This window comes from Nakamurella panacisegetis (assembly GCF_900104535.1).
In the GTDB taxonomy this organism is placed as follows: domain Bacteria; phylum Actinomycetota; class Actinomycetes; order Mycobacteriales; family Nakamurellaceae; genus Nakamurella; species Nakamurella panacisegetis.
In genome coordinates this window covers 3891705-3914012 of sequence record NZ_LT629710.1, presented here as the reverse complement: position 1 = coordinate 3914012, position 22308 = coordinate 3891705, and the positions used below count along the sequence as shown (strand labels likewise).

Below are 22308 nucleotides of genomic sequence, written 5' to 3'. Positions count from 1 at the left end.
CTCACTATGCCAGAGCTACCGGGATCGTGCATCCGGCGGCCCCGATATTCGTTTGATCTGCGGTGCTACAGCATTCCTTCCAGCATGCCCTCGTACGACGAGGATGCCTCGGCCGACCAGCGGCGCGGGATACGGCCCGCGAGATAGGAATCCCGGCCGGCGCAGGCCGCCAGCCGCATGGCCCTTGCCATCCGGATCGGTTGCGCGGCCCGGGTGACGGCCGAGGCGACCAGCACGGCATCGCAGCCCAGTTCCATCGCCTGGACCACATCAGCAGCCGAGCCGATACCGGCGTCCAGGATGATCGGAACCCCAGCGCCGGCAACGATCTGGGCGATGTTGTGGGGGTTGGCGATACCGAGCCCGGAGCCGATCGGGGATCCGCCGGGCATCACCGCCGCGCAACCCACCTGCTCCAACCGCCGGGCCAGGATCGGGTCGTCGTTGGTGTAGGGCAGGACCACAAACCCGTCATCGACCAACTGTTCGCACGCGGCCAACAACTCCAGTCCGTCCGGCAGCAGGGTGTGTTCGTCCGCGACGACCTCCACCTTGATCCATTGGGTTTCCAATGCCTCGCGGGCGAGTCGGGCCGTCAGCACCGCTTCGGCGGCGGTGCGGCATCCGGCCGTGTTGGGCAGCACCCGCACACCGACTTCGCGAAGGACGTCCAACACCGATCCGGTCGCATCGGGTCCGATCCGCCTCATCGCCACCGTCGTCAGGTCGGTGCGGGATTCGCGGAGGATTTCGCCGAGGCCGGCCAGACTCGGGGCGCCGCCGGTGCCGACGATCAACCGCGAGGAGAACGTCAGGTCGGCAATGACGAACGGATCCGGCTCGGTCGACTCCGTCAGGACATCGAGGTCTCTCATCTCAGCCGCCCTGCACTGCGGTCAGCACATCGAGTCGGTCGCCATCGCGAAGATCCACCGCGGGCCATTCGCCCCGGGGTACGACCTCGCCGTTGTGGGCAACGGTGATCCCGGACGTCTTGGTGCTGATCGTGTGCACCACGTCGGCCATGGTCAGGCCGTCGGCCAGGTCGGCGGGTACCCCGTTGAGCATTACCTGCATCGCTGATCTCCCTCGTTCGTCGGTTTGTCGGTCTTGGGAAACCGATCCGGTTGGAAGGGCTCCCATTGTGGTGCTAACGGGCCGCCGGCGAGCAGGGCCGTCACTGCGACCGCGGTGGATGCTGACAGCAGGATCCCATTGCGGTGATGGCCGGTGGCCAGAATCAGGCCCGGTTCGGTCTCCCCGAGCAGCGGCCCGTTGTCGGGCGTGCCGGGCCGCAGACCGGCCCGCATCTCCGCCATCTCGAATTCCGAGGAGATCGGCAGGAGCTCGTATGCGTTGCGCAGCAACTCGAACACACCGCCGGCGGTGACCACGGTGTCGAAACCCTGCTGCTCCTGGGTGGCGCCGAGCACCACCTCGCCCCCTGCCCTGGGCACCAGATAGACCTCCTGGCCCTGACCAACGCGCGGAGGGTGTGTGTGAGCACCGGACCTGCGGCCAGCAACCTCGGGGGGATCTGCAACCGAAGAATCTGGCCTTTGACCGGATGGATCGGATACCCGGACAACCGACCGGACTGCGCGCCGGCGCAGAGCACCACCGTCGCGGCCGGCAGCTGTTCCCCGGAGTCGGTGGTGACGCCGCTGACCCGACCACCGGTCCGGTCGAGCCGGCTGACGGTGCCGGTCACCATTCGCACACCCCGGGCCGCGGTGGCTCGCTGCAGCGAACGCAGGTACCGCCGGTTGTCGACCGACAGGTCGCCGCCGGCCAGCACACCGCCGTTGACACCCGCGGCCAGGAATGGCTCCAGTTTCCTGGTCGCGCTTCCGGTCAGTGTTTGGGTGGCCCAGCCCAACGAATTGCGGTAGGCGCTCATGCGCGCCAGCGCAGCCTTGTCGCCGGTGTTGAAGGCCACGGCCAGCGTGCCCTCGGTCCGCAGACCGACCGACTCACCGGGCAGCTCATCCAGGGCCTCGGCCAACACACGGAATTCGGCAACCGCAGCGACGTTGAGCTCCACGAGATCCTGCTCGCCGAAACCGGCCTCGCTCAGCGGAGCGAGCATCCCGGCCGCGGCCCAGCTCGCACCGGCCGCGCCACCCGGGTCGACGACGGTGATTTCGGCCCCGGCCTCGGAGAGCCGGAAGGCACAGGCCAGTCCGATGACGCCACCGCCGACGATCACCACATCACCACGGGGACGAGACACCCTGGCAGCGTAGGGCGTCGCGGCTTGCTGGTTGGATGCACCAGTGACCCGATCCCGCCTTGCCGACGCCCGTCTGTATCTGTGCACTGACTCCCGCCGCCGCCAGGGTGACCTGCCCCAGTTCCTGGACGCGGTTCTGTCCGGCGGCGTCGACATCATCCAGCTACGGGAAAAGCACCTGGAAGCGGCCGAGGAGCTGGAGCTGCTGGCCGCGTTCGCCGATGCCTGCCGGCGACACGGAAAACTACTGGCCGTCAACGACCGCGCCGACATCGCCGCGGCGGCCGGGGCCGACGTGCTGCACCTGGGTCAGCGGGACCTGCCCCCCGCTCTGGGCCGCCGGATCGTCGGGCCGCAGATGATCATCGGCCTGAGCAGCCACAGCTTCACCGAGGCCGCAAACGCCGCGCAGCACCCGGATGTCGACTACTTCTGCTTGGGACCGATCTGGGCCACCCCCAACCAAGCCCGGGCGCCCCCACACCGGCCTGCAACCGCACCGCGAACTCGCCCAGACGCGGCCGACCCGTCCGTGGTTCGCCATCGGCGGGATCGACGAGGGCAACCTCGACCAGGTCCTGGAAGCCGGCGCCGACCGGATCGTCGTCGTCCGGGCCATCACCGACGCCGACGATCCCCACTCCGCTGCCGCGCGATTCGCCGCCCGAATGGCCGGCGCGCACCCCCCCGGCGCCTGAGAAGCGCTGCAGCGCAGCCACTGTCGGACGCCATGTCACGGCGCGCTCCGACGCGTCGTCGGCCGGTGGGTCCCACGCGGCGCCGGCCCGTAGATGGCGTCGCCGCCGAGCGGCTCACTGGCGCGCAGATCGCAATGATCCACCGTCATCGTCTGGCTCATCGGTCTACGCCCACTTGGCAAAGCCGCCTGGCGACGCGCCGGATCCTCATCCACACCGGCCCTACCGGTCAGGCCGACGGCAAAGCCTGAAGCGGGTCGCGATTGCCCTGATGCGTAGCAGGCTGGCGCGCCACCATCGGGCCGTTGCGGTCTACCGCTCCCGTTGTCTCAAGTCGGACCGTGTGCGGCGGTAGTCCTTGGACGAGGAATCATTGTGACCGGCGATCCACCGATCAATCTCGACGATCCGGGCGTTGAGTGCGTCAACCCGCAGCGTCTACTTCGTCCAGTGCCCGTCCCGCTTCGGTCAGGTCGTTGAGCGCGACCTGGCGTGCTGCCAGGCCGGCGGTGTAGGTCTGCCCGCACGGCAAGACCACCCCGGCCCTCGGCGCCGAGCGTTCGGTAGGGCCGACGAGTAGCTCATCCGCCGTGGCCGGGTCGACGACAGTCGGGTGGACCGGGGGCGGTCCGATAGGGGCTGCCCGGCGAGCGGCGCCACCGCCGTCCAGATCATCCGCGCCGCGCCCAAACCGCGCCTTTCCGATCTACTCCCTGACAACAACGATCCGCGACCCTGGCGACAACGATTTCGTCCGGCCGACACGGTCCAGATATTCCAGCAGCGGCACCGCTACCCGCCTGGTGGTCCCCATTGATGCGCGAGCGGCGCTGGTCGAGAACGGCTGCGGCAGCCGCGCCAGCTCGATCATGACGGTCGTGAGAGTCTGTGGGAGGAGCACGATGTCGTCGGTGAGTCGTACGATCCGACCGGCCGCTTCGGCCGCTGCCAACTGGGCGCGGCCCAGCTTCAACCGCTGGAGCTCGGGACGGTCGGGCACGTCGAACGGATTGCACCGCAGCCGTTCCTCCACGCACCTCATCGCCGCCTCTGCCGGTCCCAGTGACGGAACCGACCCGGGTCGCGTCACGCGGCCATCCCGGATCTCCAGTCCGGCATCTACAGCCAACTGGGGAAGCCACGAACCGTCGGGAAGGTTGGCAGCGCGACGTGCGGCTTCCAGCGGAAGTCCGGGGTGCAGTGGGTACTTGTCGTCGTTGGCACGCACGGCGCGGACGAGTTGGTCGGCCCAGCGTTCCCAGCCGGTAGGGTCGACCAGCCAGGCCCCCTCGACACGCACGCCCTTCCAATCAGTGGTGTCAATTCCTGCCCGCTCGAGGTCTCGCGCGAGGACCGCCCCACGTCGTCTGACCTCTCCGGCCAGTGACGGCGGTCCCTTGATCGCGTCGAGGAGGGCTCCCCGCGCGGCCGCGGCGCCCCGCCGGCGGAACTCCGGCGGCGCCACATCGGCCACCTCGACCCCGCAGACGATGCGGCCCTGGCCTGGATCCCGAAGGATGCCACGGTCTCCGGGCTCCAAAGGCAGCGGAATTGACGTTGTCAGCCGCGCCGTTCGCTGTCCGAGCTGCCGCAGTCGGACCGTGAACGCGCCGCTGCCGATGTGCAGAACGAGGCTCGTCGGCAGGTCTGGGGTGTCGACGTTGGTTCGGACGTCGACCACTGACGTCGGGATCCAGGCATCGGGCGTCAGCAATGCCGAACCGCGGTGGATCTCTCGTGCTCCAACGTTCCGCAGATTGATCGCAACCCGAGCTAGGGCGTCCACCCGCTCCTGCGGCCGGCCCAGACTCTGCAGGCCACGAATGCGGACCGGGTGCCCGTTCAGGTGGAGGGTGTCGCCGACGGCCAAGGACCCGGCGGACAACGTACCGGTCACCACGGTTCCACTGCCCCGGATGCTGAACGATCGGTCCACCCAGAGACGCACCCGTCCATCGGTCCTCGGCGTCGGTAGTCGAAGCGCCATCCGAGCCAGCGCATCACGAAGCTCGTCCAGACCCGCGCCGGTACGGCCCGAGACGGCAACCGCCTCGACGGCACTGAGGCTGGAACCGGCCATCTTCGCCAAGGCACTCACCGTCGCCGGCCCCGGATCGGCCAGGTCGGCTCGCGTGACCACCAGCAGTCCGTGCTGCACTCCGAGCGCGTCCACAGCTTGCAGGTGCTCGGCGCTCTGCGCTCGCCAGCCCTCGTCGGCCCCGACGACCATCATCACCGCCGGTGCCGCGCCGACCCCGGCCAGCATGTTGCCGATGAATCGCTCGTGCCCCGGCACATCCACAAAGGCCACAGTCGGACCCTGCGGAAGCGTCGTCCAGGCGAAGCCGAGATCGATCGTCATCCCGCGGGCCTTTTCCTCCGCCCATCGGTCCGGTTCCATCCCGGTCAACGCCCGCACCAGAGTCGATTTCCCGTGGTCGACGTGTCCGGCGGTGGCGATCACGTGCACGGCAGGCCGATACGACTTCGAGCTTGTTGCACTGCACCGATCAGCGCGTCGTCCTGGTCGGCCGGCACGCACCGCAGGTCGAGCAAGAGGCGCCCGCCGGCGATCCGCCCGACGACGGCCGGATCGCCGACCCGAAGCACGGCGGCCAGTTCCGCCGGGAGCGCAACCGCCCAACCGGGTAGCGTCACCCCGGGCCCTCCCCCGCCACCGACGGCACCCTCGGATGGAACAGCCGTCGCACCCAGTCCGGCCGCGACGACCTCGGCGCGCCGCCGGAGCTGGTCCGACTTCACGTGCAGTGCGCGGGATGCCGGGGGCTCCGGACCTCGCAGGGTCGCCTCCAGTGCCGCCAGAGTGAGCTTGTCGCATCGCAACGCGCGAGCCATCGGGTGCCGTCGCATCAACTCGACGACATCGGCGCGACCGAACACCAGACCGGCTTGGGGCCCACCCAACAGCTTGTCACCACTGCAGGTCACGACGGCCGCACCCGAAATCAGCGCGCTGGAAACATCTGGCTCGTCCGGCAGGAGTGGCTCTGCTTCGAGCAATCCGCTACCGACGTCGGCGATGACGTCGACGCCCAGGGTGGCCAGCTCGGCCGTGCTCACCGATCCGGTGAAGCCTTCGATCCGGAAGTTGCTGGGATGGATCTTGACCACACACCCGGTGTCCGGACCGATCGCCTCGGCATAGTCGGCGAGGACCGTCCGGTTGGTGGTACCGACTTCGCGAAGACGCGCGCCGGCGGACGTCATCAGGTCTGGCAACCGGAAATGGTCCCCGATCTCCACCATCTCGCCGCGACTGATGACGATCTCGCGACCGGCGGCCAAGGTGGTGACGGCCAGCAGGAGGGCAGCGGCGCCGTTGTTGACGACCACCACCGACTCCGCGGCCGGCACCGCGATGGCCAAGGCGTCCAAGGCTCCTCGGCCGCGGGACGCCCGCACCCCTTCGGCCAGGTCGAACTCGACGTCGACGTACCCGGATGCGGCGACGACTGCGTCCACTGCGGCTGCCGACAAACAGGCCCGGCCGAGGTTGGTGTGGAGCACCACTCCGGTTGCATTGATCACGGGCGTCAGGGTGGACGCGCGCGCCGGCAGCCGATCGAGCACTCGTTGGACAGTCTCGTCGATGGGGACCGTGCCGGCCCTCACCTGGGAAAGAATCTCCGTGACAACGGCCTTCACGGCTCTGCTCCCCAGCCGGTTCGTGGCTGACCGTAGCCGGGGATCATTCACCACCGTATCGGTGCGTGGGATCGCCCGCCGTGGGTCGGTCATAGCGGTATCCCTTTCACTTCAGGGCAGTCGTCGAACGATGTGCGGAGGCGGACGGGAATCGAACCCGCCGAACCGAGATACTCGGCTCCACCGGTTTTGAAGACCGGGAGGGCCACCAGACGCCTTTACGCCTCCGCCGCTCACCGTAACCTTCACCGGATGGAAAAACACCCTTGGGCCTTGCCGCGGAAGGAGCCGTCCGACTGATCCGGCCGGACATGGGTACCTTTCGGTCATGACCGCCCGATCGACCCTGCCGGCTTCTTCCCGGATCCGCTTGACCCAGTACGCCAGCGGCGGTGGCTGCGCGTGCAAGATCCCACCTGGGGAGCTGGAGGAGATCGTCCGCGGGCTGACCGGCGTCGGCTCCCCTGACTTGCTGGTCGGCCTCGACGATGGTGACGACGCGGCCGTGGTGCGGTTGGACGACCGGACTGCCATCGTGCACACCGCGGACTTCTTCACGCCGGTCGTCGACGATCCCTACGACTGGGGCCGCATCGCCGCGGCGAATGCCCTTTCCGACGTCTACGCGATGGGCGGCCGACCCGTGGTCGCGGTCAACCTGGTCGGTTGGCCGCGCTCGTTGCTCCCGACAGAGTTGTTGCACGAGGTGCTGCGCGGTGGGTTGGACGTAGCCAAGGGGGCCGCCTGCCACGTCGGCGGCGGCCACAGCATCGACAGCCCGGAGCCGCTCTACGGCATGGCGGTCACCGGCATCGTCGACCCGAATCGGCTGCTGCGCAACGATGCCGCCCGCGCCGGGACGCCGATCAGTCTGACCAAACCGCTAGGGGTCGGAGTGCTGAACAATCGGCACAAGTCGACTGGAGAGGTGTTTCCGCAGGCCGTCGCATCGATGGTCGCCCTCAACGATCGGTCATCACAGGCAGCCGTCGATGCCGGCGTGACCGCGGCGACCGACGTCACCGGGTTCGGTCTCCTTGGCCATCTGTTCAAGATGGCCCGGGCGTCCGGAGTCTCGGCCGTCATCAACTCCGGCGCCGTTCCGTACCTGGATGGGGCGAGCGCCGCCGTCCGCGACGGGTTCGTCAGCGGAGGCACCCGCCGCAATCTGGGTTGGGTCCTCCCTCATCTGACCAGCACGGTCGGCGAGGACGAGTTGTTGCTCCTGGCCGATGCACAGACCAGCGGCGGCCTGCTGATCGCCGGGGAAATCCCGGGGGCGCCGGTGATTGGCGAGTTCGTGGCGTCCGAGGAGTTCACCGTTCGGGTGTGCTGACCGCCGAGGTCAGCTTTCTCGGGCGTCGAGTCGTTCCCGTTGCGGCACAACGGTGTACTTCGGATCGCGAGCCGATTCTTGACCGGCGTGAAAGATTCCGAAACGGGTGCAGGCCGACCCGGCCAGCAAGGACAGCCCCGCCAACGCCGACACGACGCGGTTCCGATGGCCGACCGCGGCCGCAACCGCACCGACCACGGTCAACGTTTTTGAAGTGCGCATCAGACGTCCCGCGGTGCCACGGTGGAGTGGCTCCGCGGCCAGTCCCATCGACGGCTCCATCAAGTGCTCGGCCAGCAACTCCAGTACTGCCCCTCCGACGGCAAGACGCCGCGCCGGCCCGGCATCGGCCAGCGTGGCCCCGATCAGACCCAGTCCGCCCGACGCGGCGGCGGCCGAACCAACGAAGACGAAAGGAAGCTCGCGGTGGGCCTCGTGCCAACTCGGGGTAGCCGTGTCGGACAGAAGCACCGCGGTGTAGGAGGCAACGGCCGGGGCGGCCAGACCGGCCGCCCAGCCGGCCGGGCGGGCCGCCGCGGTCAACACACGACGCAGTGGCGCGGGCACACCGGTGAACATCGCGGCGATCTCGGCCGCCCCGGCCAGTCCGGCGAGTGGGCCGTACCCGGTGAGGATCCAGGTGCCGACCGACATCGGCGACGTGTGCTTGGCGACGCGCAGCATGTTGACGAACCTCTCCGGGCGCCCGAGGTCGTGGACCAACGCCGCGAAGCTCAGACCGATCCCGACAGTGGCGCCGAGCCGGCCAGTGCGGCGCAGCGAAGCGAGACCGGTCAGCTCCGCCCCCGCGGCCAACAGGGACGATCCGGCGGCCAACCCGCCGAGGAACAGGTAGGCCGGAATATCGGCCTCCCAGGGCGACGCCTTGACCACCGGACGGCCGTAGTAGGACGTGAACACGGCGTCCGGCACCATCTTTCGCTCGCCGCCGCCCCGCCCACCACGACGCCGACCTTTGCCGTCGCGCCGGCTCCCGTTCTCCCGTCGGGCCCCGATCCCGGCCCGCGCCGCTGTCAGGTCGTCCGGCGGGCTGCTCATCTCCGCCGCCCGAGGAATGCTCCGACCGAACCCAGCAGGAGGGTCGCGGCGGCCAGCGCGGCCCGACGCCACATATCGGGCAGGTCCCGGGTCGTGACAACCGGATCGGGTGGCAGTCCGTAGACCTCGGGCTCGTCGAGCAGGAGGAACATGGCGCCGGCGCCGCCGATCCCGTCGTCCGGGTCCGCCCCGTACAGCCGTGCCTCGGCCACCCCGTCGGCGTGCAGCGCCGCCACCCGCGCTGCCGCGCGTTCGCGGAGCTCGTCGACATCGCCGAACTGGATGGACTCGGTCGGGCAGGCCTGCGCACAGGCGGGCGTCTGTCCTGCACCGATGCGGTCGTAACACAGGGTGCATTTCTGGGCGATACCAACGTTTTTTTCCGTCTTCTCCCCGATGCGCCGGTCGATCACGCCGAACGGGCAGGCCGGGACGCAGTATCCGCACCCGTTGCAGATGTCCTCCTGCACCACCACCGTGCCGAACTCCGTCCGGAACAGCGATCCGGTGGGACAGACATCAAGGCACGCGGCGTTGGTGCAGTGTTTGCAGACGTCGGAGGACATCAGCCACCGAAAGTCGGTCCGTTCCTGGGCATCAGCTTCGGCTCCGGGGAGGTTGAACGATGGCATGCCGAGGTCCACCGACGGCTTGGTCGGCGCCGACTGCTCGATGAACGCAACGTGGCGCCACGTGCTGGCGCCGAGCGCGCCGGTGTTGTCGTACGACGACCCGAGCAGGTCCAGGCCGTCCTCGGGCACGCCATTCCACTCCTTGCACGCCACCTCGCAGGCCTTGCACCCGATGCAGATCGAGGTATCGGTGAAGAATCCCTTGCGCGGCGGCGGATCGGCCCATCCCGAGCGGATCGCCGGATACGGCAGCGAAATCGTCATGACGTCCCATCCTGTTCGCCCATCGGCGTCCGCTGGTCGTTGCCGGTGTAGACCGTGATGCCGGCCCGCTTCTGGTAGCTCTTCACGAACTTCAGCAGGGCCGGCCCAGTAGGACGCCGTCCGGGCTGGATGTCACACGAGGCCACTTTGCTCTCCTGGATGTGCACGTTCGGATCAAGAGTCACACCGAACAGATCATTGGCGGAATCGCCGCTGACCAGGGCGTCACCGCCGACACCCCAGTGATACGGCAGACCGACCTGGTGGACCGTATGCCCACCTATCCGTAACGGCACCACTCGATCGGTCACCATCACCCGGGCCTCGATCGCGCTCCGGGCGGTGACGACGGTCGCCCAGCCCATGTGCTCGAGCCCGCGCTCCCGGGCCAGGGCCGGGGAGATCTCGCAGAAGAACTCTGGCTGCAGTTCCGACAAGTAGGGCAGCCAGCGACTCATACCCCCGGCCGTGTGATGTTCCGTCAGCCGATAAGTGGTGAACACGTAGGGGAAGACCTCGGCTCCGGCGGCTCGACCCGACGGATTCTGCAGGTTGTCGGTGCGCCGGAACACCTGTCGGGTCGGGTTGGCCTGCTGCCGGTAGAAGGCATTACTCACCGGCGATTCCTGCGGTTCGTAGTGCGACGGCAGCGGCCCGTCGAGCAGTCCGGTCGGCGCGAAGAGCCATGCCTTCCCGTCGCCCTGCATGACGAAGGGGTCGTCACCGGACAACCCTTCGGGACCTCCGGTCCCCGGCTCCGGGCGGTAATCGGGGGCCGTGGTGGGCGGGAAATCCGGCACATCGTGGCCGGTCCACCGTTTCTTCTCGGCGTCCCACCAGACCAGGGCCTTGGCCTCACTCCACGGTTTGCCGTCCGGATCGGCCGATGCCCGGTTGTACAGCACCCGACGGTTGGCCGGCCAGGCCCAGCCCCAGTCCGGGGCGACCCACGACTGCTGCTGCCCGGGCTTGCGGCGGGCGGCCTGGTTGACGCTGCCGGCGTACACACCGGTGTAGATCCAGCATCCGCCGGACGTCGAGCCGTCGGCCTTCATCTCGGTGTAGGCGGTCAGCAACTCACCTTTCTTCTCTCCGGTCAGGTGACGGCCGTTGATCTCCTGGAGCACGGCATCCGCCGATGGTTCACCCTTGTCGTCCACCGGGTAGTCCCAGACCAGATCTTGCAGGGGCTTGTCGCGATCCAACTCCGATTTGGCCACCTTTTCCTTGAGCATCCGACCCAGGTGATAGAAGAAATGCAGATCGCTGCGGCAGTCGCCCGGTGGCTCGACGGCTTTGTGGTGCCACTGCAGCACCCGTTGGGTCTGGGTGAACGAACCGTCTTTCTCCACGTGCGAGGCGGCCGGGAAGAAGAACACCTCGGTACCGATGTCTTTTGTCACGAGTTCGCCGGTGGCGATCTCGGGTGAATCTTTCCAGAACGTGGCTGATTCGATCATGTTGAGGTCACGGACCACCAGATACTTCAGGTGGGACATGGCCAGCCGCTGCATCTTCCCGTGTGCCGATCCGACGGCCGGGTTCTGCCCGAGGAGCATGTAGCCCTCGACCTTGTCATCCAGCATGTCCATGACCGTCCGGTACGTGCCGTGATCGCCGGTGAGCCGCGGCAGATAGTCGAAGCAGTAGTCATTGTCGGACGTCGCCGCGGCACCCCAGTAGGACTTCAGCAAACTGACCGTGTACGCGTCGGCCGCCGTCCAGAAGCCCTTCTGCTTCGGGCTGGAAATGGTGGCCAAGTAATCCCTTAAATTCTCGTGCTCGCCAACCTTCGGCATGGGCAGGTAGCCCGGCAGCAGGTTGAACAATGTCGGAATGTCAGTGGATCCCTGGATGCTTGCATGTCCACGCAGCGCGAGAATGCCACCACCCGGGCGGCCCATGTTGCCCAGCAACAGTTGGATGATCGCCGCACCCCGGATGTATTGCACGCCGACCGAGTGGTGGGTCCAACCGACCGAGTAGACCCACGCCGTGGTCTTGTCTCGACCGCTGTTGCGGACGACCGCCTCGCACACCTTGCGGAAGTCAGCAGGCGAGACACCGCACACGTCCTGCACCATTTCCGGCGTGTACCGGGAGTAGTGCCGTTTGAGCACCTGGAACACGGTCAACGGATTCTGCAGGGTCTCGTCCCGGTGCACCCGGCTGTGTTCGAGGTTGGCGCCGTGACCACCCATCTCATGGCCGGCCCCGCGCTCGGTCTGCGAATGTTCGTCCGTGGCCGCACCGGAGTTCTCGATATCCTCCTCTTCCCCACTGGACGTCGAGGTCACCTCCGCCCCCTCGTACTGCCAGGATGCCGTGTCGTAGGTGCCGGTGGTCGGGTCGTAGCCGGAGAACACTCCGTCCAGGTCGTCCACATCGACGAAGTCGTCACGCAGGATCGTCGCCGCGTTCGTGTAGGCGACCACGTACTCCTTGAAGTAGGAATCGGTGGACAGGATGTAGTTGACGATGCCGCCGAGGAAGGCAATGTCGCTGCCGGCCCGGAGCGGGACATGCTGATCCGCCACCGCCGAAGTCCGAGTGAACCGAGGGTCGACATGAATCACCGTGGCGCCCTTGGCCTTGGCCTCCATCACCCACTGAAATCCGACCGGATGGCACTCGGCCATGTTCGAACCCTGGATGACGATGCAATCCGCGTTAGCCAGGTCCTGCTGGAATCCGGTGGCACCGCCGCGGCCGAAAGAGGCTCCCAGACTGGGAACCGTGGCGCTGTGTCAAATACGGGCCTGGTTCTCGATCTGCACGGCACCCATTGCCGTGAAGATCTTCTTGATCAGGTAGTTCTCCTCGTTGTCCAGGGTGGCACCGCCCAGCCCGGCAATACCGAGAGTCCGACGCAGCGGCCGGCCTTCATCGTCCGTGTCCTGCCAGGTCCGCGCCCTGGTGTCGGCCACCCGATCGGCGACCATTTGCATGGCCGCGTCGAGGTCCAGCGATTCCCACTCCGTGCCGAACGGCCGTCGATAGAGGACCTTCTGCTGGCGACCTGGTGAGTTGACCAGCTGTTCGCTGGCCGAGCCCTTCGGGCACAACCGTCCCCGGGAGATGGGAGAGTCGGGATCGCCTTCGATGTGGACGACCTTCTCGTCCTTGACGTAGACCCGCTGACCGCAGCCGACCGCGCAGTACGGGCAGATGCTCTTGACCACGCGGTCCGCGGTATCCGTCCGTGGCTGAAGCGATCTGGTGTGTTCCGACGTGACGGCGGACCCGCGCCCGGACCCATCGGCGCCGGTCAACTGACGGACGACGGGCCACGAGAGGAACGTTCGCTTGAGGTCCATCTGTCATCACCACCTTCGTCGGTCAGGACTGTCTGACCATTATGCAACCAGGCCGCGCCGGACGACCACCGGATCAGTTATTACTTGGCGAATGTCTGCACCAAGGCCGCGTCGAAGGCGTCCAGGTCGTCGGGCTTTCGGCTCGTGATCGATGTGAATCCGGCCTTCGGGCAGTCGACGACCTGGCTGTCCTGCCATTCGCCGCCGGCATTGCGGATGTCGGTCTGCAGGCTCGGCCAGCTGGTCAGATCCTTGCCCACCATCACGCCCGCCTCCACCAGAGTCCAGGGGCCGTGGCAGATCGCGGCTCTCCACCAGCAGCTTTCACCGTCTTCGACGGGCTGGTCAGTCCACTTCCTTGACGCCGGCGTTGGCGACGAGAATGGCATTTGCGGGCAGGCTGCTCTACCGACAACACCGTGCCAGATACCGCCCGCCACCACGGTCAATCAAACAGATATCTGCAGCCGGCAGGCGACGCCGTCGATGCCGCCGCACAAGTGGGTCACCGGACCAGGCCACCTGCATCTCTTGCTACCTGGCACCGCGCTCTTTTTGCCGTTGGGATCGGACCTTGTGCGCGTTGATGTTCAATGTGTTCAGAATGCTGACCTCGAGGAGCAGGTGTGAACGTGCCGATCAACCCGTCGACCCGGCCAGGGTTGTCCCGGGACCGGATCGTGGATGCGGCGATCCGGCTCGCTGCCGCTGAAGGGGTGAACGGTCTGTCGATGCGTCGATTGGCCACTGAATTAGGTGTGCAGGCGATGTCGCTGTACCACTACGTGCCGAGCAATGCCGCCCTCCTGGTGTTGATGGCTGACCGGACCGTCGCCGCCCTTCCTGACCCGGACCCGAACCGGACGTGGGAGGAGCAGCTTCTGGCAATGCTCCTGGCGGCCTATCGCGCCGGGGTGGGGAACCCGGCGGTGTGCCGGTGATGGCGTCGGCGTTACAACAGCCGCTGGAAGTGGAGCGGGTATCGGTCGAGGAGGAAAACCCATCCACGTTGATCCTCATCGGCCGGGTCGAAACGGTCCTGGCCGGATCGGGGCTGCCCGCATCGCTGCGGGCCAGCGCCCGCCACGGACTGATCGCCCTCATCGTCGGCGCGATCGTGCTGGCCGTTGACGGTCTGCTGCCCGGGCATCCCAGCGAACCAGTCGACGCCGCCGGCGCCGAGACGGCGCTGCGGGACAGTTTGCAGGCGTTCATCGGTGGGCTCACTCTCAGCTCGTAACGCCGGACCTGGTTTCGACCGGTAGCCGCGGATCTGGTCCGTCCCGTACGGAGCGACAGCGGAAGCCGCACCGACATGCCCTGCGCTGGATACGCGATGCAATCGCCCGGGCCAGTTCGGCCACTGGTCAGGTCGCCGGTTGGCCATGGGTGGCTGGTCGGCGAAGCGGGCATTGGCTGACCGGGAGTACTCCTACGTTGTGCTGGTTGCTCCTGGGGCCGTCGTCGGTTCAACAGCGCAGCCGACGGCTGCTTCCAGCCGTCGCCATCGGGCTGGGCAGACGCCTTCGGCCCGGGTGGAAGAATGGTTGCTGGGGATATCGCTGTAAGGCTGTCCGCGGTGGCTACGTTGGGGTTGGTGCCCTGCTAGGCCGGGATTGCATCGCAGTACTCAAACGGTCTCCGACCTGTCGGCAGTCACGATGCGACACCACTGGAAGAAGCCAGCCATGGCCAATACCCACGCCACATCCCCACCCGCGTCTCCTCCCGAGTCGGCGGCGTTGATGCGCGCCCTGGCCGCCCACCCACTCGAGATGGCTCACCTCGTCCACGCGTTGCACCGCCGGGCTCTCGATGCGGACATGCTGCTGGACCTGATGGGCCGGATCGGCCGGGAGGCGGTGCGGCTGCTGCCGGACGTCGGTTGGGCCGGCATCACCGCCCAGTTCGACGGCCCGCCGATGACCGCGTCGCACACCGACACCCGAGTGCTGATCGTCGATGAGCGGCAATACCAGGCGCAGGACGGTCCATGCCTGCGGGCGACGCACACGGGCATGGCGGTGGCCATGACCGCCACCGAGCTGAGTCGGGTGTGGCCGCAGCTGGCTCAGGTTGCCCGGCAGGTCGGGGTGCAGGCCATCTTGGCGTTACCGCTGTTCGCCAACGGCCGCTCCGTCGGCGCGTTGAACCTCTACAGTTCCCGCAGCCTTGTGCCCACCCCTGACCTTGACCTGCTCATTGTCCTGACCGAGTACGCCGGCCGCGGCCTGACTGATTTTCAGAACTCCGATCCCGCCCCGTCAGCCGATGAGGTACTGCGCCGCACCGTCGCCGACTGGGTCGAGGTGGAGCGCGCTATCGAAGTGCTCACCCGGACCTACGGATTCGGGGTCGACTGGGCCCGGGAGGTGCTGATTGACCTCGCCCAGGACTGGGGCCGCACGGTCAGCGACCAGGCCGCGCACGTCATCAGCGACAATCCGGCGCCTGACTGACCCATCGCCCAGAAGGGACACATTCCCGAGATCCCGCATGAGCCGTGTGGCAGGGCGATCCTTGCGGGTCAGCGGCAGCCGTGGGTGGCGAGCCGTTCGATCATCGTTTCGAGCGCTTCTTCGAATTGGTCGACCGCGTGGTCGCGGCATAGCAATGGCCGGGGCCGTTGCAGCAACGGGGAGTCGTGAAGGTGGGATGGGTGGGCGGGCCGGGGTCGGGCTGGGTAACCAGGCCAACGTCGGCGTGACCCCCCTGGCGCGCGCTGCCGCCGCACACCTTGCCGCTGACCACCCAGCTACGTAGTTTGTGCAGCCGAAGACGGCCGGATCGACCTACCGCCAGCCGCCTCGTACGATGTAAGATCTGTCAGACTCGACACCCGTCGGTGTCAAGTCGGACCGCACATAGAAGTCCACCTCGGATCTGGACGAAGGAGTCAATGATGACTGCTCAACTGTCGGCCCAGGCTGCTGATCACGCCGTCTTGGCAGCGGAGGCCCGCCGCTGAAGCTGCCGATCCTCGCCCCGTGCTGCCGGTGACGTCCGCCAGCCGGTGGCCGGTCCAAGCGGAGTCAGGGCCGAATCGGTGCGACAGGTCGATATGTCAATGCTGGACCTGTTCTGGATGTACTTGAGCTGAACGTGAGGAGCGGTGAGACGTGGCGGAGTCCGTTGATGTCGAGGTGGCGAACGCTCGCGGCCGGATGTCGGAGATGGACGGCTACCCCCACCACTGGGTCGGTCCGTTCCCGACCCCAGGCACACCGGCCGGCGCCGACCCGACCGACTCACCCGGGGCGTTCGGGGCGGCCCTGGCCGAACTGGCGTTGACCATCAAACGGCAAGGCGCCGGCACCGACGACGACGGCAAAGCATTGGCGGTCATCGCCGAAGGGGCCGTCTCCGCGATCGGCGGTGCCCAGCACGCGGCCGTCGTTGTCCTCACCGCGGCAGGACAGTTGGAGGCGCCGGCCGCCCATGGTGACCTGCCGGCCCTGATCCTTCAGTTGCAGAACGAGATCGGGGAAGGACCGACGTTGGATGCGGTCACCCAAACCGGACAGATCGTGCTCCGCGACGTCCACACCGACACCCGATGGCCGGCGTTCACCGCCGGGGCGCGGCAGTGGGGAGTACGGAGCATCCTGTGCACCCCACTGGCAGTGCAGGACGAAGTGTTCGGCTCGCTCAGCCTGCTCTCCACCCAACCCGACGCATTCGACTCCGAATCGGCAGTGCTGGCCGCCGTGTTCGCCGCCCACGCCACCCTGGCCCTATCCGGTGTCCGCCAAGTGCGGCACCTCAACGCCAAGGCCGACAGCCGCGACATCATCGGCCAAGCCAAAGGCATCCTCATGGAACGGCACAAACTGACCAGTGCCCAAGCTTTCCAGACCCTGATCCGGCTCTCCCAGAACCACAACATCAAACTCCGGGCCCTGTGCGAGCAGCTGACAAGCACCAGTGAACTACCCGGCGACTAGAGTGGGTCTTTGCTCGTCGGGCTTGAGCCTGGTTGCCGCCCGGCGTGATGCGCGGGTGCAGGCGAATCGTATCCGGCGTTTGTGGTTGGTCTGGTTGCGGAAGTCGAAAGCGGTCCGGCCGACGTGTTTGACGATGCAGTTGTAGCCTTCGGCCCGGCCGTTGCTGATGCCGGTGAAGATCCCCTCGATATGGAGGACCGCCAGTCGTCGACGGTCTGGGCGAGCCGGCTGATCTGCGGGATGTCGATGTTGTCGGCGGCGAACATTTGGAAGTCGGTGAGCCGCCGCCAGAGCGGCGCCCAGTCGGGGTCGGTTCCGGCCAGCTTCAGTAGATGCCGGGGCAGTTCCTTTGCCTGCCAACACTTCCGCAACCCGCCCGACGGGTCGGCGGCCTTCATCGCCTGGTGCATCTTCACCCGCTCCGAGTCGGTGAGGTTCTCCCCGGCGCGTAACAGCCGGTTGCGTTGGGCCCACTCGGGGTCGATCTTGCGGCCTCGCCGGCCGCGGCGGCTCCAGGCCAGTTCCCGCCGGTAGTCGGTGACCGCCCGGTTCGCCAACGCCACCAGGTGAAAGCGGTCCAGGATGACCAGCGCGTGGGGCAGTGCCTCTCGCACCACCTTCGCGTAGGTCGCCGAGGTGTCGATCGCGACGTGCGTGATCCCGGCCCGCCATTCGTCGCTCTGCTCTTCGATCCAGTCGATCACCGACTGAGAGCTGCAGCCGTTGATCTGCGCGAACAGTCCACCGGACCCGCTCATGTCGACCAGGCCGGTGTCGAACCGATCCACCCACATCTTCACCCCGGCGTCGGTGTCCACCTCATAGCGGCCCTTGCCGCGGCGGGTCTCGTCGATGCCCAGCACGGTCACCGCAGGGGGCCCGGCGTCGCCCGGGGCGAGGGCTTCGGCGAGGGCGATGAACGCCCGGTGGGCAATCGGCCACGCCACCTGGTGCTCGCCGCCGACGCCGGACACCGGCCGCTGGTGATCACCGATCGCCTCACCGATCCGTCGGCGGAGCCGGGCCGTGAGCCGCGACCGGGCGGGGATCGCCCACAGCGATTCGGTGAACGTCTTACGTTCACACCAGGACACCTTGCAACGCCACTTCCGTTTGCGCCACAACAGGATCGGCACATCGGAGCCGACCACGACATCGCGGGGTCGGGTGGTCACCCAGCCCTTTCGGTGAGGTGGATTGCTCCCCGCAGGCCGGGCACCACCCGGCCAACTCCGGGCTGGTGCAACAGCGCACGACCCGACGGCCGTCGGCGTTCAACCGGACGTCGACGACCTGCAATCCTTCGATTCCTAAAAGCAGTGAACTACCCTGATCCATGCTGTCCGGGGCTCTCGAGCTGGCGCTGGCCTCGGCCTGTCATCTTCCTGCCCAGGGAGCAGCGAAAGCTCGGCGTGTTTTTCGGCAGCCTTCGCTGCAGCGTGTTCCCGGGCAACCTCGTGCAGTTTCACCGGGCATCGAGACGAGCTTGGGCGAAACAGCGAACTCAAGGGTGAGCTTCGGCGGCTCGGGCAACCAGGACTGATCGCGTGGGCGCTGTGGTCGATGCGGTCGGCCGACGGCTGAAAGTTGGCTCGCCGGGTACTAGCACAGAACCCCACCGACTCAACGATCCGATCGAGGAGAAAGTCATGAGCAGCACACCACGGCCGGAACAACCGACACAGGCCGTTTCGCCCGGTGCTGATCCGACCCAGGACGAGGAGAACGGTCAGGGTCGGAGCGACATGGTCGACCCGTCGCAGGCCGCCGGCGCCGAATTCGCGCCCGACCCCGACGCGGAACGACAGTGACATCGTGGTTCGACGTGGACCTACCGAGTTTCGGATCGGTACCTCCGGATGGCGGTACCCGCACTGGCGAAACAACTTCTATCCCCCGGGCCTGGCTCAGAAGAACGAGCTGGCGTACCTGGCCGAGCACTTCAACACGGTGGAGTTGAACGGTTCGTTCTACTCGCTCCAGCGGCCGAGCAGTTATCGGCGATGGCGGCAGGAGACTCCGGACGGGTTCGTGTTCGCCGTCAAGGGTGGAAAGTTCATCACGCACAACAAGAAACTCCGTGACGTCGCTCCTCCGTTGGCCAACTTCTTCGCGTCCGGACCACTGGCGTTGGGAGAGCGACTCGGCCCGTTCCTGTGGCAGCTGCCGCCGGCGCTCCGGTTCGACGCCGAACGGATGGAGGAGTTCTTCGAACTGCTTCCGGGCGATGTCGGGGCGGCCGTCGAGTTGGCTGCCAAGGCCGAGGAGCGGGTGATCTCGCGCTTCAAGGCGGAGCCGGGAGCGGCGCCCGATCTACTGGGGCCGGATACCGCACTTCGTCATGCCATCGAGGTGCGGCACCCGTCGTTCGAGGTCGAGTCGTTCTACGATCTGTGTCGGCGTTTCGGGATCGCGATCGTCCTAGCCGACAGCGCCGGTCGGTTCCCGGTGATCGACCAGTCGACCGCCGAATTCTCTTACATCCGCTTGCACGGTTCGCAGCAGTTGTACTCCAGCCGCTATACGGACGAAGAAATCCGCCTATGGGCCGAGAGGATCGGCCGCGCCAGTGGCTCGGGCACCTACTATGTCTACTTCGACAACGACTTCGAATCCAATGCCGCTTTCGACGCGCGACGACTCATTCAGAGCCTGCCGTCGACATCAGACGTCGCCTGAGACGACCCGGGCGATCCATTCACCGCCACCACCACGAATGAGGCGGTAGTGAGCATCGCGGTACGGCACGGTATCGCCGGCACCGGCTTCGTCGGCCGGCAGTTCGAACTGCTCCCCGTCATGCTCCCCGCCTCGTACGGTGATCTGCAACGGACTCGGTTCAGTCATCTTCTCAACGTAGTCCAGCAGACCTCCGGCTGCGACGGGATCACCTGTCGCAGTCGGCGGCGACGGAGTCCTGTACCGGTACCTCACCACTACGGCTGCCTCCCACGCCCACCAGGCACCAACGCCCTTCCCGGCGCAAACCGGTTATAGCGCACGATGTCCGGTGAGAAGTCGGCGCAACTCACCAGGCCCGGGAGGATCCCTCCTGTTCCCGTCGTCACCATCTGAACGTTCCCTGCCCCGCGCGCCGGAGGGTTCACCGCGGCTGCAAATTCAGGGTCCTCACCGCATCCGTAGTCCGTTGCCGTGGAATCAGCGGCTCGGCTCCCGCGGCTCCCACCCTCACAGGCAGGACCTCTCACGACGCTGCAAGCTCCGCCTCATCCTGGAGACCGTCCAGTTGCTTCCCCATGAGGGCCTTCGACACTGGGCTTCGATCCGGACCGCACTCACACCGGCAGAGCAACGACGAGCACGAACCAAGATGACCCCATCCCAAGATGACCCCATCACGAGGTCACCTCCCGCTCTTCAGGGCCGCACGGTAGTCCAGGCTCAGCGCTTCAGTGGCCTTGCGCGGCTTTGCGGGCGGCGGGGTCTCCGCCGGGTCCGCGCAAGACGTAGGCCAAGGCCACCGCAAGCGCCGCCCCGCAGAGGGGACCGGCCAGATAAGGCCAGAGCTCGTCAACGTTCTCTCGCACGATGTCGGGGCCAAGAGAGCGGGCCGGGTTCATCGACGCCCCGCTGACGGGGCTAGCCCATAGGCCAGCTAGGACGATGTAGCCGCCGACGCCCAGGGCCGCAAGCGGGCCGATGTTCTGCGCCGTCGAAGCGGTGCCAAGAATGACGCTGACCAGGCCCAGGGTGAGCACGGCCTCGATGATGAATGCCTGGGTGCTGCTGAAACCGGGTTTGGGCAGCGTCGCCCCGACCTCGCCGATGGTTCCGAAAGTGGCCCGCAGCAGCAAGCAGGCAAGCGCTGCACCAGCGATCTGCGCCGCGACGTACCCGGGCACGCGGCGCCACTGGAAATCCCGGCGCAACGCGAACGCGACGCTGACCACCGGATTGAGGTGCGCGCCGGACACCGCCCCCAGGGACAGGATCACCGCCATCACCAGCAGACCCGGGGCTGTGACACCGGCGACCCGGCCGATCCCACCCGTCTTGGCGTCCAGGACGGCGCCACCGGCACCGACCAGGACGAGCAGGAATGTCCCGAACAACTCCGCCACCAGCCGCCGCCACTCCTGGCTCAGGTCGGTGAAGTCACGAGCCCAGGCGGGTTGCCGTTCCAGCAGCTCGGCGATGTGGGCGCCGTGCCGCTCCCGCAGCGCCGGCAAGGACCCGCGGGGCGAGTCGGCGGCTGGGCGTGACTGGTCTCCGCTCACTGGACACCTGCGGTGGCCTCGGATGCCCAGATGCGGGCGAAATCCGTGCGCATGCTCAACACCGTCCACCGGTCGCCGGCCGCGGCGTCGAGCACTTGCTCATCAGCGTAGGCGTACTCGCGGACCGAGTCGTCGTGATGGACGACGAGGGCATAGCGGGCGGCGCGGAGCATTTCGATGTCGCCGGCGGCGTTGCCGGCCGCCAGCACCGGCTGGGTGCCGGTGCGGTCCCACAGGTGCACGGTCTTACCGGGTCCGTCGTCGAAGGGGATCGGGTTCGGCGTGCGCACCAGCCGACCGTCGACGTAGTCGATCCGGACCTCGGAGCCGATGATCTGCTCGCGCCGTAAACCCAGGGCTGAGTCGGCGATGACCCGCAGGAAGTCCCGGGAGCTGTCGGTGCAGACAAATACGCTGAATTCGAGAGCGCAGAGCAGCCTGATCAGTTCCAGCATCGGCTGATACACCAAGCTCGGATATGTGCGGCGAAAGCGCGGGTGCGCGGCCCGATCCAGGAACTCTCTCGACCGCTCTCCATAATTCTGGACCGTCCGGCCGGCGAACAGCACACCCAAACCACGCAGCACGTCCGCGCCGCTGCCCTCTGCGGCGGCACGGCGAACACTCTCCGGGCTGTCCGGGCGGCAACACTCGGCGAGGAACTGCGCCAACGCAGTCCGCGGCTTCTCACACGCCAGGGTCCCGTCGAAGTCGAAGGCGGCCACCCGCTCCGCGACGGCGATCATCGCCGGCCCGCAGCTGACCTCGCGCAGAAACGCGAGCAGCGACTGCTTCGGCGGCCCATCGCGCCAGGACGGGAGCGCACCCTCCAGGATGTCGTCGGTCATGCCGCGAGCCGCCGCTCAAGCTGCGGAGCGTGTGGCGCTTTGCCGAGGAAGCCGCATGCACACCATCCTGCCG

The 22308-nt window shown here is 67.3% G+C and carries 18 protein-coding genes, 1 tRNA gene and 4 pseudogenes; 8 read left to right on the top strand and 15 right to left on the bottom strand.

Annotation, left to right across the window (positions count from 1 at the left end; genetic code table 11):
* Window positions 1-65 precede the first annotated feature (65 nt).
* The 4 genes and pseudogenes from BLS97_RS17660 to BLS97_RS17650 form a co-directional block, all read right to left on the bottom strand.
* On the bottom strand, window positions 66-875 hold the full coding sequence (locus BLS97_RS17660; protein ID WP_090478385.1) for a thiazole synthase: 810 nt from the start codon (window positions 873-875) through the stop codon (window positions 66-68).
* 1 nt (window position 876) lies between these two features.
* Window positions 877-1077 carry a sulfur carrier protein ThiS gene (gene thiS / locus BLS97_RS17655; protein WP_090478382.1) on the bottom strand — a complete coding sequence of 67 codons (201 nt, stop codon included), beginning with the start codon at window positions 1075-1077 and terminating at the stop codon, window positions 877-879.
* Entirely contained in the window at window positions 1068-1457 is a 390-nt protein-coding gene (locus BLS97_RS24570; RefSeq protein ID WP_407938024.1) for an FAD-dependent oxidoreductase, read from the bottom strand. Before BLS97_RS24570 ends, thiS begins: the two co-directional genes overlap by 10 nt.
* A 119-nt stretch (window positions 1458-1576) precedes the next feature.
* Window positions 1577-2389 (bottom strand): annotated as a pseudogene (locus tag BLS97_RS17650) (FAD-dependent oxidoreductase); the annotation flags it as partial.
* Here BLS97_RS17650 and thiE point away from each other — a divergent pair.
* A pseudogene (thiE, locus tag BLS97_RS24565) lies at window positions 2277-2931 on the top strand (thiamine phosphate synthase). The pseudogenes BLS97_RS17650 and thiE overlap by 113 nt on opposite strands.
* Before the next feature lie 706 nt (window positions 2932-3637).
* Here the strand turns inward: thiE and selB are convergent.
* The 3 genes from selB to BLS97_RS17630 all read right to left on the bottom strand — a co-directional run bounded on the left by selB (window position 3638) and on the right by BLS97_RS17630 (window position 6825).
* Window positions 3638-5401 carry a selenocysteine-specific translation elongation factor gene (gene selB / locus BLS97_RS17640; protein ID WP_090478379.1) on the bottom strand — a complete coding sequence of 588 codons (1764 nt, stop codon included), beginning with the start codon at window positions 5399-5401 and terminating at the stop codon, window positions 3638-3640.
* The gene (gene selA, locus BLS97_RS17635) at window positions 5392-6690 is read right to left on the bottom strand and encodes an L-seryl-tRNA(Sec) selenium transferase (RefSeq protein WP_090478376.1); all 1299 of its coding nucleotides are present in this window, start codon (window positions 6688-6690) and stop codon (window positions 5392-5394) included. Before selA ends, selB begins: the two co-directional genes overlap by 10 nt.
* Window positions 6691-6731: 41 nt before the next feature.
* Window positions 6732-6825: transfer RNA gene (locus tag BLS97_RS17630), tRNA-Sec, on the bottom strand.
* Between the two features lie 100 nt (window positions 6826-6925).
* Here BLS97_RS17630 and selD point away from each other — a divergent pair.
* The gene (selD, locus tag BLS97_RS17625; RefSeq protein WP_090478373.1) at window positions 6926-7933 is read left to right on the top strand and encodes a selenide, water dikinase SelD; all 1008 of its coding nucleotides are present in this window, start codon (window positions 6926-6928) and stop codon (window positions 7931-7933) included.
* Between the two features lie 9 nt (window positions 7934-7942).
* Here selD and nrfD read toward each other — a convergent pair whose 3' ends face one another.
* The 4 genes and pseudogenes from nrfD to BLS97_RS24265 all read right to left on the bottom strand — a co-directional run.
* Window positions 7943-8992 carry an NrfD/PsrC family molybdoenzyme membrane anchor subunit gene (gene nrfD / locus BLS97_RS17620; protein ID WP_231988168.1) on the bottom strand — a complete coding sequence of 350 codons (1050 nt, stop codon included), beginning with the start codon at window positions 8990-8992 and terminating at the stop codon, window positions 7943-7945.
* A complete protein-coding gene (locus BLS97_RS17615) occupies window positions 8989-9888 on the bottom strand; it encodes a 4Fe-4S dicluster domain-containing protein (RefSeq protein ID WP_090478370.1) in 900 nt (299 codons plus the stop codon). Before BLS97_RS17615 ends, nrfD begins: the two co-directional genes overlap by 4 nt.
* Window positions 9885-13205 (bottom strand): formate dehydrogenase, encoded by a 3321-nt coding sequence (fdh, locus tag BLS97_RS17610; RefSeq protein ID WP_269457457.1) that lies wholly within the window; start codon window positions 13203-13205, stop codon window positions 9885-9887. Before fdh ends, BLS97_RS17615 begins: the two co-directional genes overlap by 4 nt.
* Window positions 13206-13285: 80 nt before the next feature.
* Window positions 13286-13513, bottom strand: a pseudogene (locus BLS97_RS24265) (DJ-1/PfpI family protein); the annotation flags it as partial.
* A gap of 318 nt (window positions 13514-13831) precedes the next feature.
* Here BLS97_RS24265 and BLS97_RS17595 point away from each other — a divergent pair.
* The 4 genes from BLS97_RS17595 to BLS97_RS17580 all read left to right on the top strand — a co-directional run bounded on the left by BLS97_RS17595 (window position 13832) and on the right by BLS97_RS17580 (window position 17149).
* Window positions 13832-14146 (top strand): TetR/AcrR family transcriptional regulator, encoded by a 315-nt coding sequence (locus tag BLS97_RS17595; protein WP_090478356.1) that lies wholly within the window; start codon window positions 13832-13834, stop codon window positions 14144-14146.
* Entirely contained in the window at window positions 14146-14445 is a 300-nt protein-coding gene (locus BLS97_RS17590; protein WP_157695498.1) for a hypothetical protein, read from the top strand. The genes BLS97_RS17595 and BLS97_RS17590 overlap by 1 nt, the downstream gene beginning before the upstream one ends.
* Window positions 14446-14893: 448 nt before the next feature.
* Window positions 14894-15664 (top strand): GAF domain-containing protein, encoded by a 771-nt coding sequence (locus tag BLS97_RS17585; protein WP_157695497.1) that lies wholly within the window; start codon window positions 14894-14896, stop codon window positions 15662-15664.
* 660 nt (window positions 15665-16324) lie between these two features.
* The gene (locus tag BLS97_RS17580) at window positions 16325-17149 is read left to right on the top strand and encodes a GAF and ANTAR domain-containing protein (protein ID WP_090478345.1); all 825 of its coding nucleotides are present in this window, start codon (window positions 16325-16327) and stop codon (window positions 17147-17149) included.
* Here BLS97_RS17580 and BLS97_RS17575 read toward each other — a convergent pair.
* A pseudogene (locus BLS97_RS17575) lies at window positions 17135-18487 on the bottom strand (ISL3 family transposase). The gene BLS97_RS17580 and the pseudogene BLS97_RS17575 sit on opposite strands and share 15 nt — an antisense overlap.
* Before the next feature lie 311 nt (window positions 18488-18798).
* On the opposite strand from BLS97_RS17575, the gene BLS97_RS23000 reads away from it, so the two are divergent.
* On the top strand, window positions 18799-18960 hold the full coding sequence (locus tag BLS97_RS23000) for a hypothetical protein (protein ID WP_157695496.1): 162 nt from the start codon (window positions 18799-18801) through the stop codon (window positions 18958-18960).
* A 4-nt stretch (window positions 18961-18964) separates the two neighbouring features.
* Entirely contained in the window at window positions 18965-19828 is an 864-nt protein-coding gene (locus BLS97_RS17570; protein WP_090478342.1) for a DUF72 domain-containing protein, read from the top strand.
* On the opposite strand, the gene BLS97_RS17565 is transcribed toward BLS97_RS17570, so the two are convergent.
* The 3 genes from BLS97_RS17565 to BLS97_RS17555 all read right to left on the bottom strand — a co-directional run bounded on the left by BLS97_RS17565 (window position 19814) and on the right by BLS97_RS17555 (window position 22235).
* Window positions 19814-19996 carry a hypothetical protein gene (locus BLS97_RS17565; RefSeq protein WP_090478339.1) on the bottom strand — a complete coding sequence of 61 codons (183 nt, stop codon included), beginning with the start codon at window positions 19994-19996 and terminating at the stop codon, window positions 19814-19816. The genes BLS97_RS17570 and BLS97_RS17565 overlap by 15 nt on opposite strands.
* A gap of 563 nt (window positions 19997-20559) precedes the next feature.
* Window positions 20560-21387 (bottom strand): MIP/aquaporin family protein, encoded by an 828-nt coding sequence (locus BLS97_RS17560; RefSeq protein WP_197676246.1) that lies wholly within the window; start codon window positions 21385-21387, stop codon window positions 20560-20562.
* A complete protein-coding gene (locus BLS97_RS17555) occupies window positions 21384-22235 on the bottom strand; it encodes an HAD family hydrolase (protein ID WP_090478336.1) in 852 nt (283 codons plus the stop codon). The genes BLS97_RS17560 and BLS97_RS17555 overlap by 4 nt, the downstream gene beginning before the upstream one ends.
* Window positions 22236-22308: the final 73 nt, after the last annotated feature.

Coding starts and splice junctions, on each gene's coding strand:
- BLS97_RS17615 (WP_090478370.1), bottom strand. CDS start 9,888: ATGACGATTTCGCTGCCGTATCCGGCGATCCGCTCGGGATGGGCCGAT.
- BLS97_RS17585 (WP_157695497.1), top strand. CDS start 14,894: ATGGCCAATACCCACGCCACATCCCCACCCGCGTCTCCTCCCGAGTCG.
- BLS97_RS17660 (WP_090478385.1), bottom strand. CDS start 875: ATGAGAGACCTCGATGTCCTGACGGAGTCGACCGAGCCGGATCCGTTC.
- BLS97_RS17590 (WP_157695498.1), top strand. CDS start 14,146: ATGGCGTCGGCGTTACAACAGCCGCTGGAAGTGGAGCGGGTATCGGTC.
- BLS97_RS17565 (WP_090478339.1), bottom strand. CDS start 19,996: ATGACTGAACCGAGTCCGTTGCAGATCACCGTACGAGGCGGGGAGCAT.
- selA (WP_090478376.1), bottom strand. CDS start 6,690: ATGACCGACCCACGGCGGGCGATCCCACGCACCGATACGGTGGTGAAT.
- BLS97_RS17555 (WP_090478336.1), bottom strand. CDS start 22,235: ATGACCGACGACATCCTGGAGGGTGCGCTCCCGTCCTGGCGCGATGGG.
- thiS (WP_090478382.1), bottom strand. CDS start 1,077: ATGCAGGTAATGCTCAACGGGGTACCCGCCGACCTGGCCGACGGCCTG.
- selD (WP_090478373.1), top strand. CDS start 6,926: ATGACCGCCCGATCGACCCTGCCGGCTTCTTCCCGGATCCGCTTGACC.
- nrfD (WP_231988168.1), bottom strand. CDS start 8,992: ATGAGCAGCCCGCCGGACGACCTGACAGCGGCGCGGGCCGGGATCGGG.
- BLS97_RS23000 (WP_157695496.1), top strand. CDS start 18,799: ATGAGCAGCACACCACGGCCGGAACAACCGACACAGGCCGTTTCGCCC.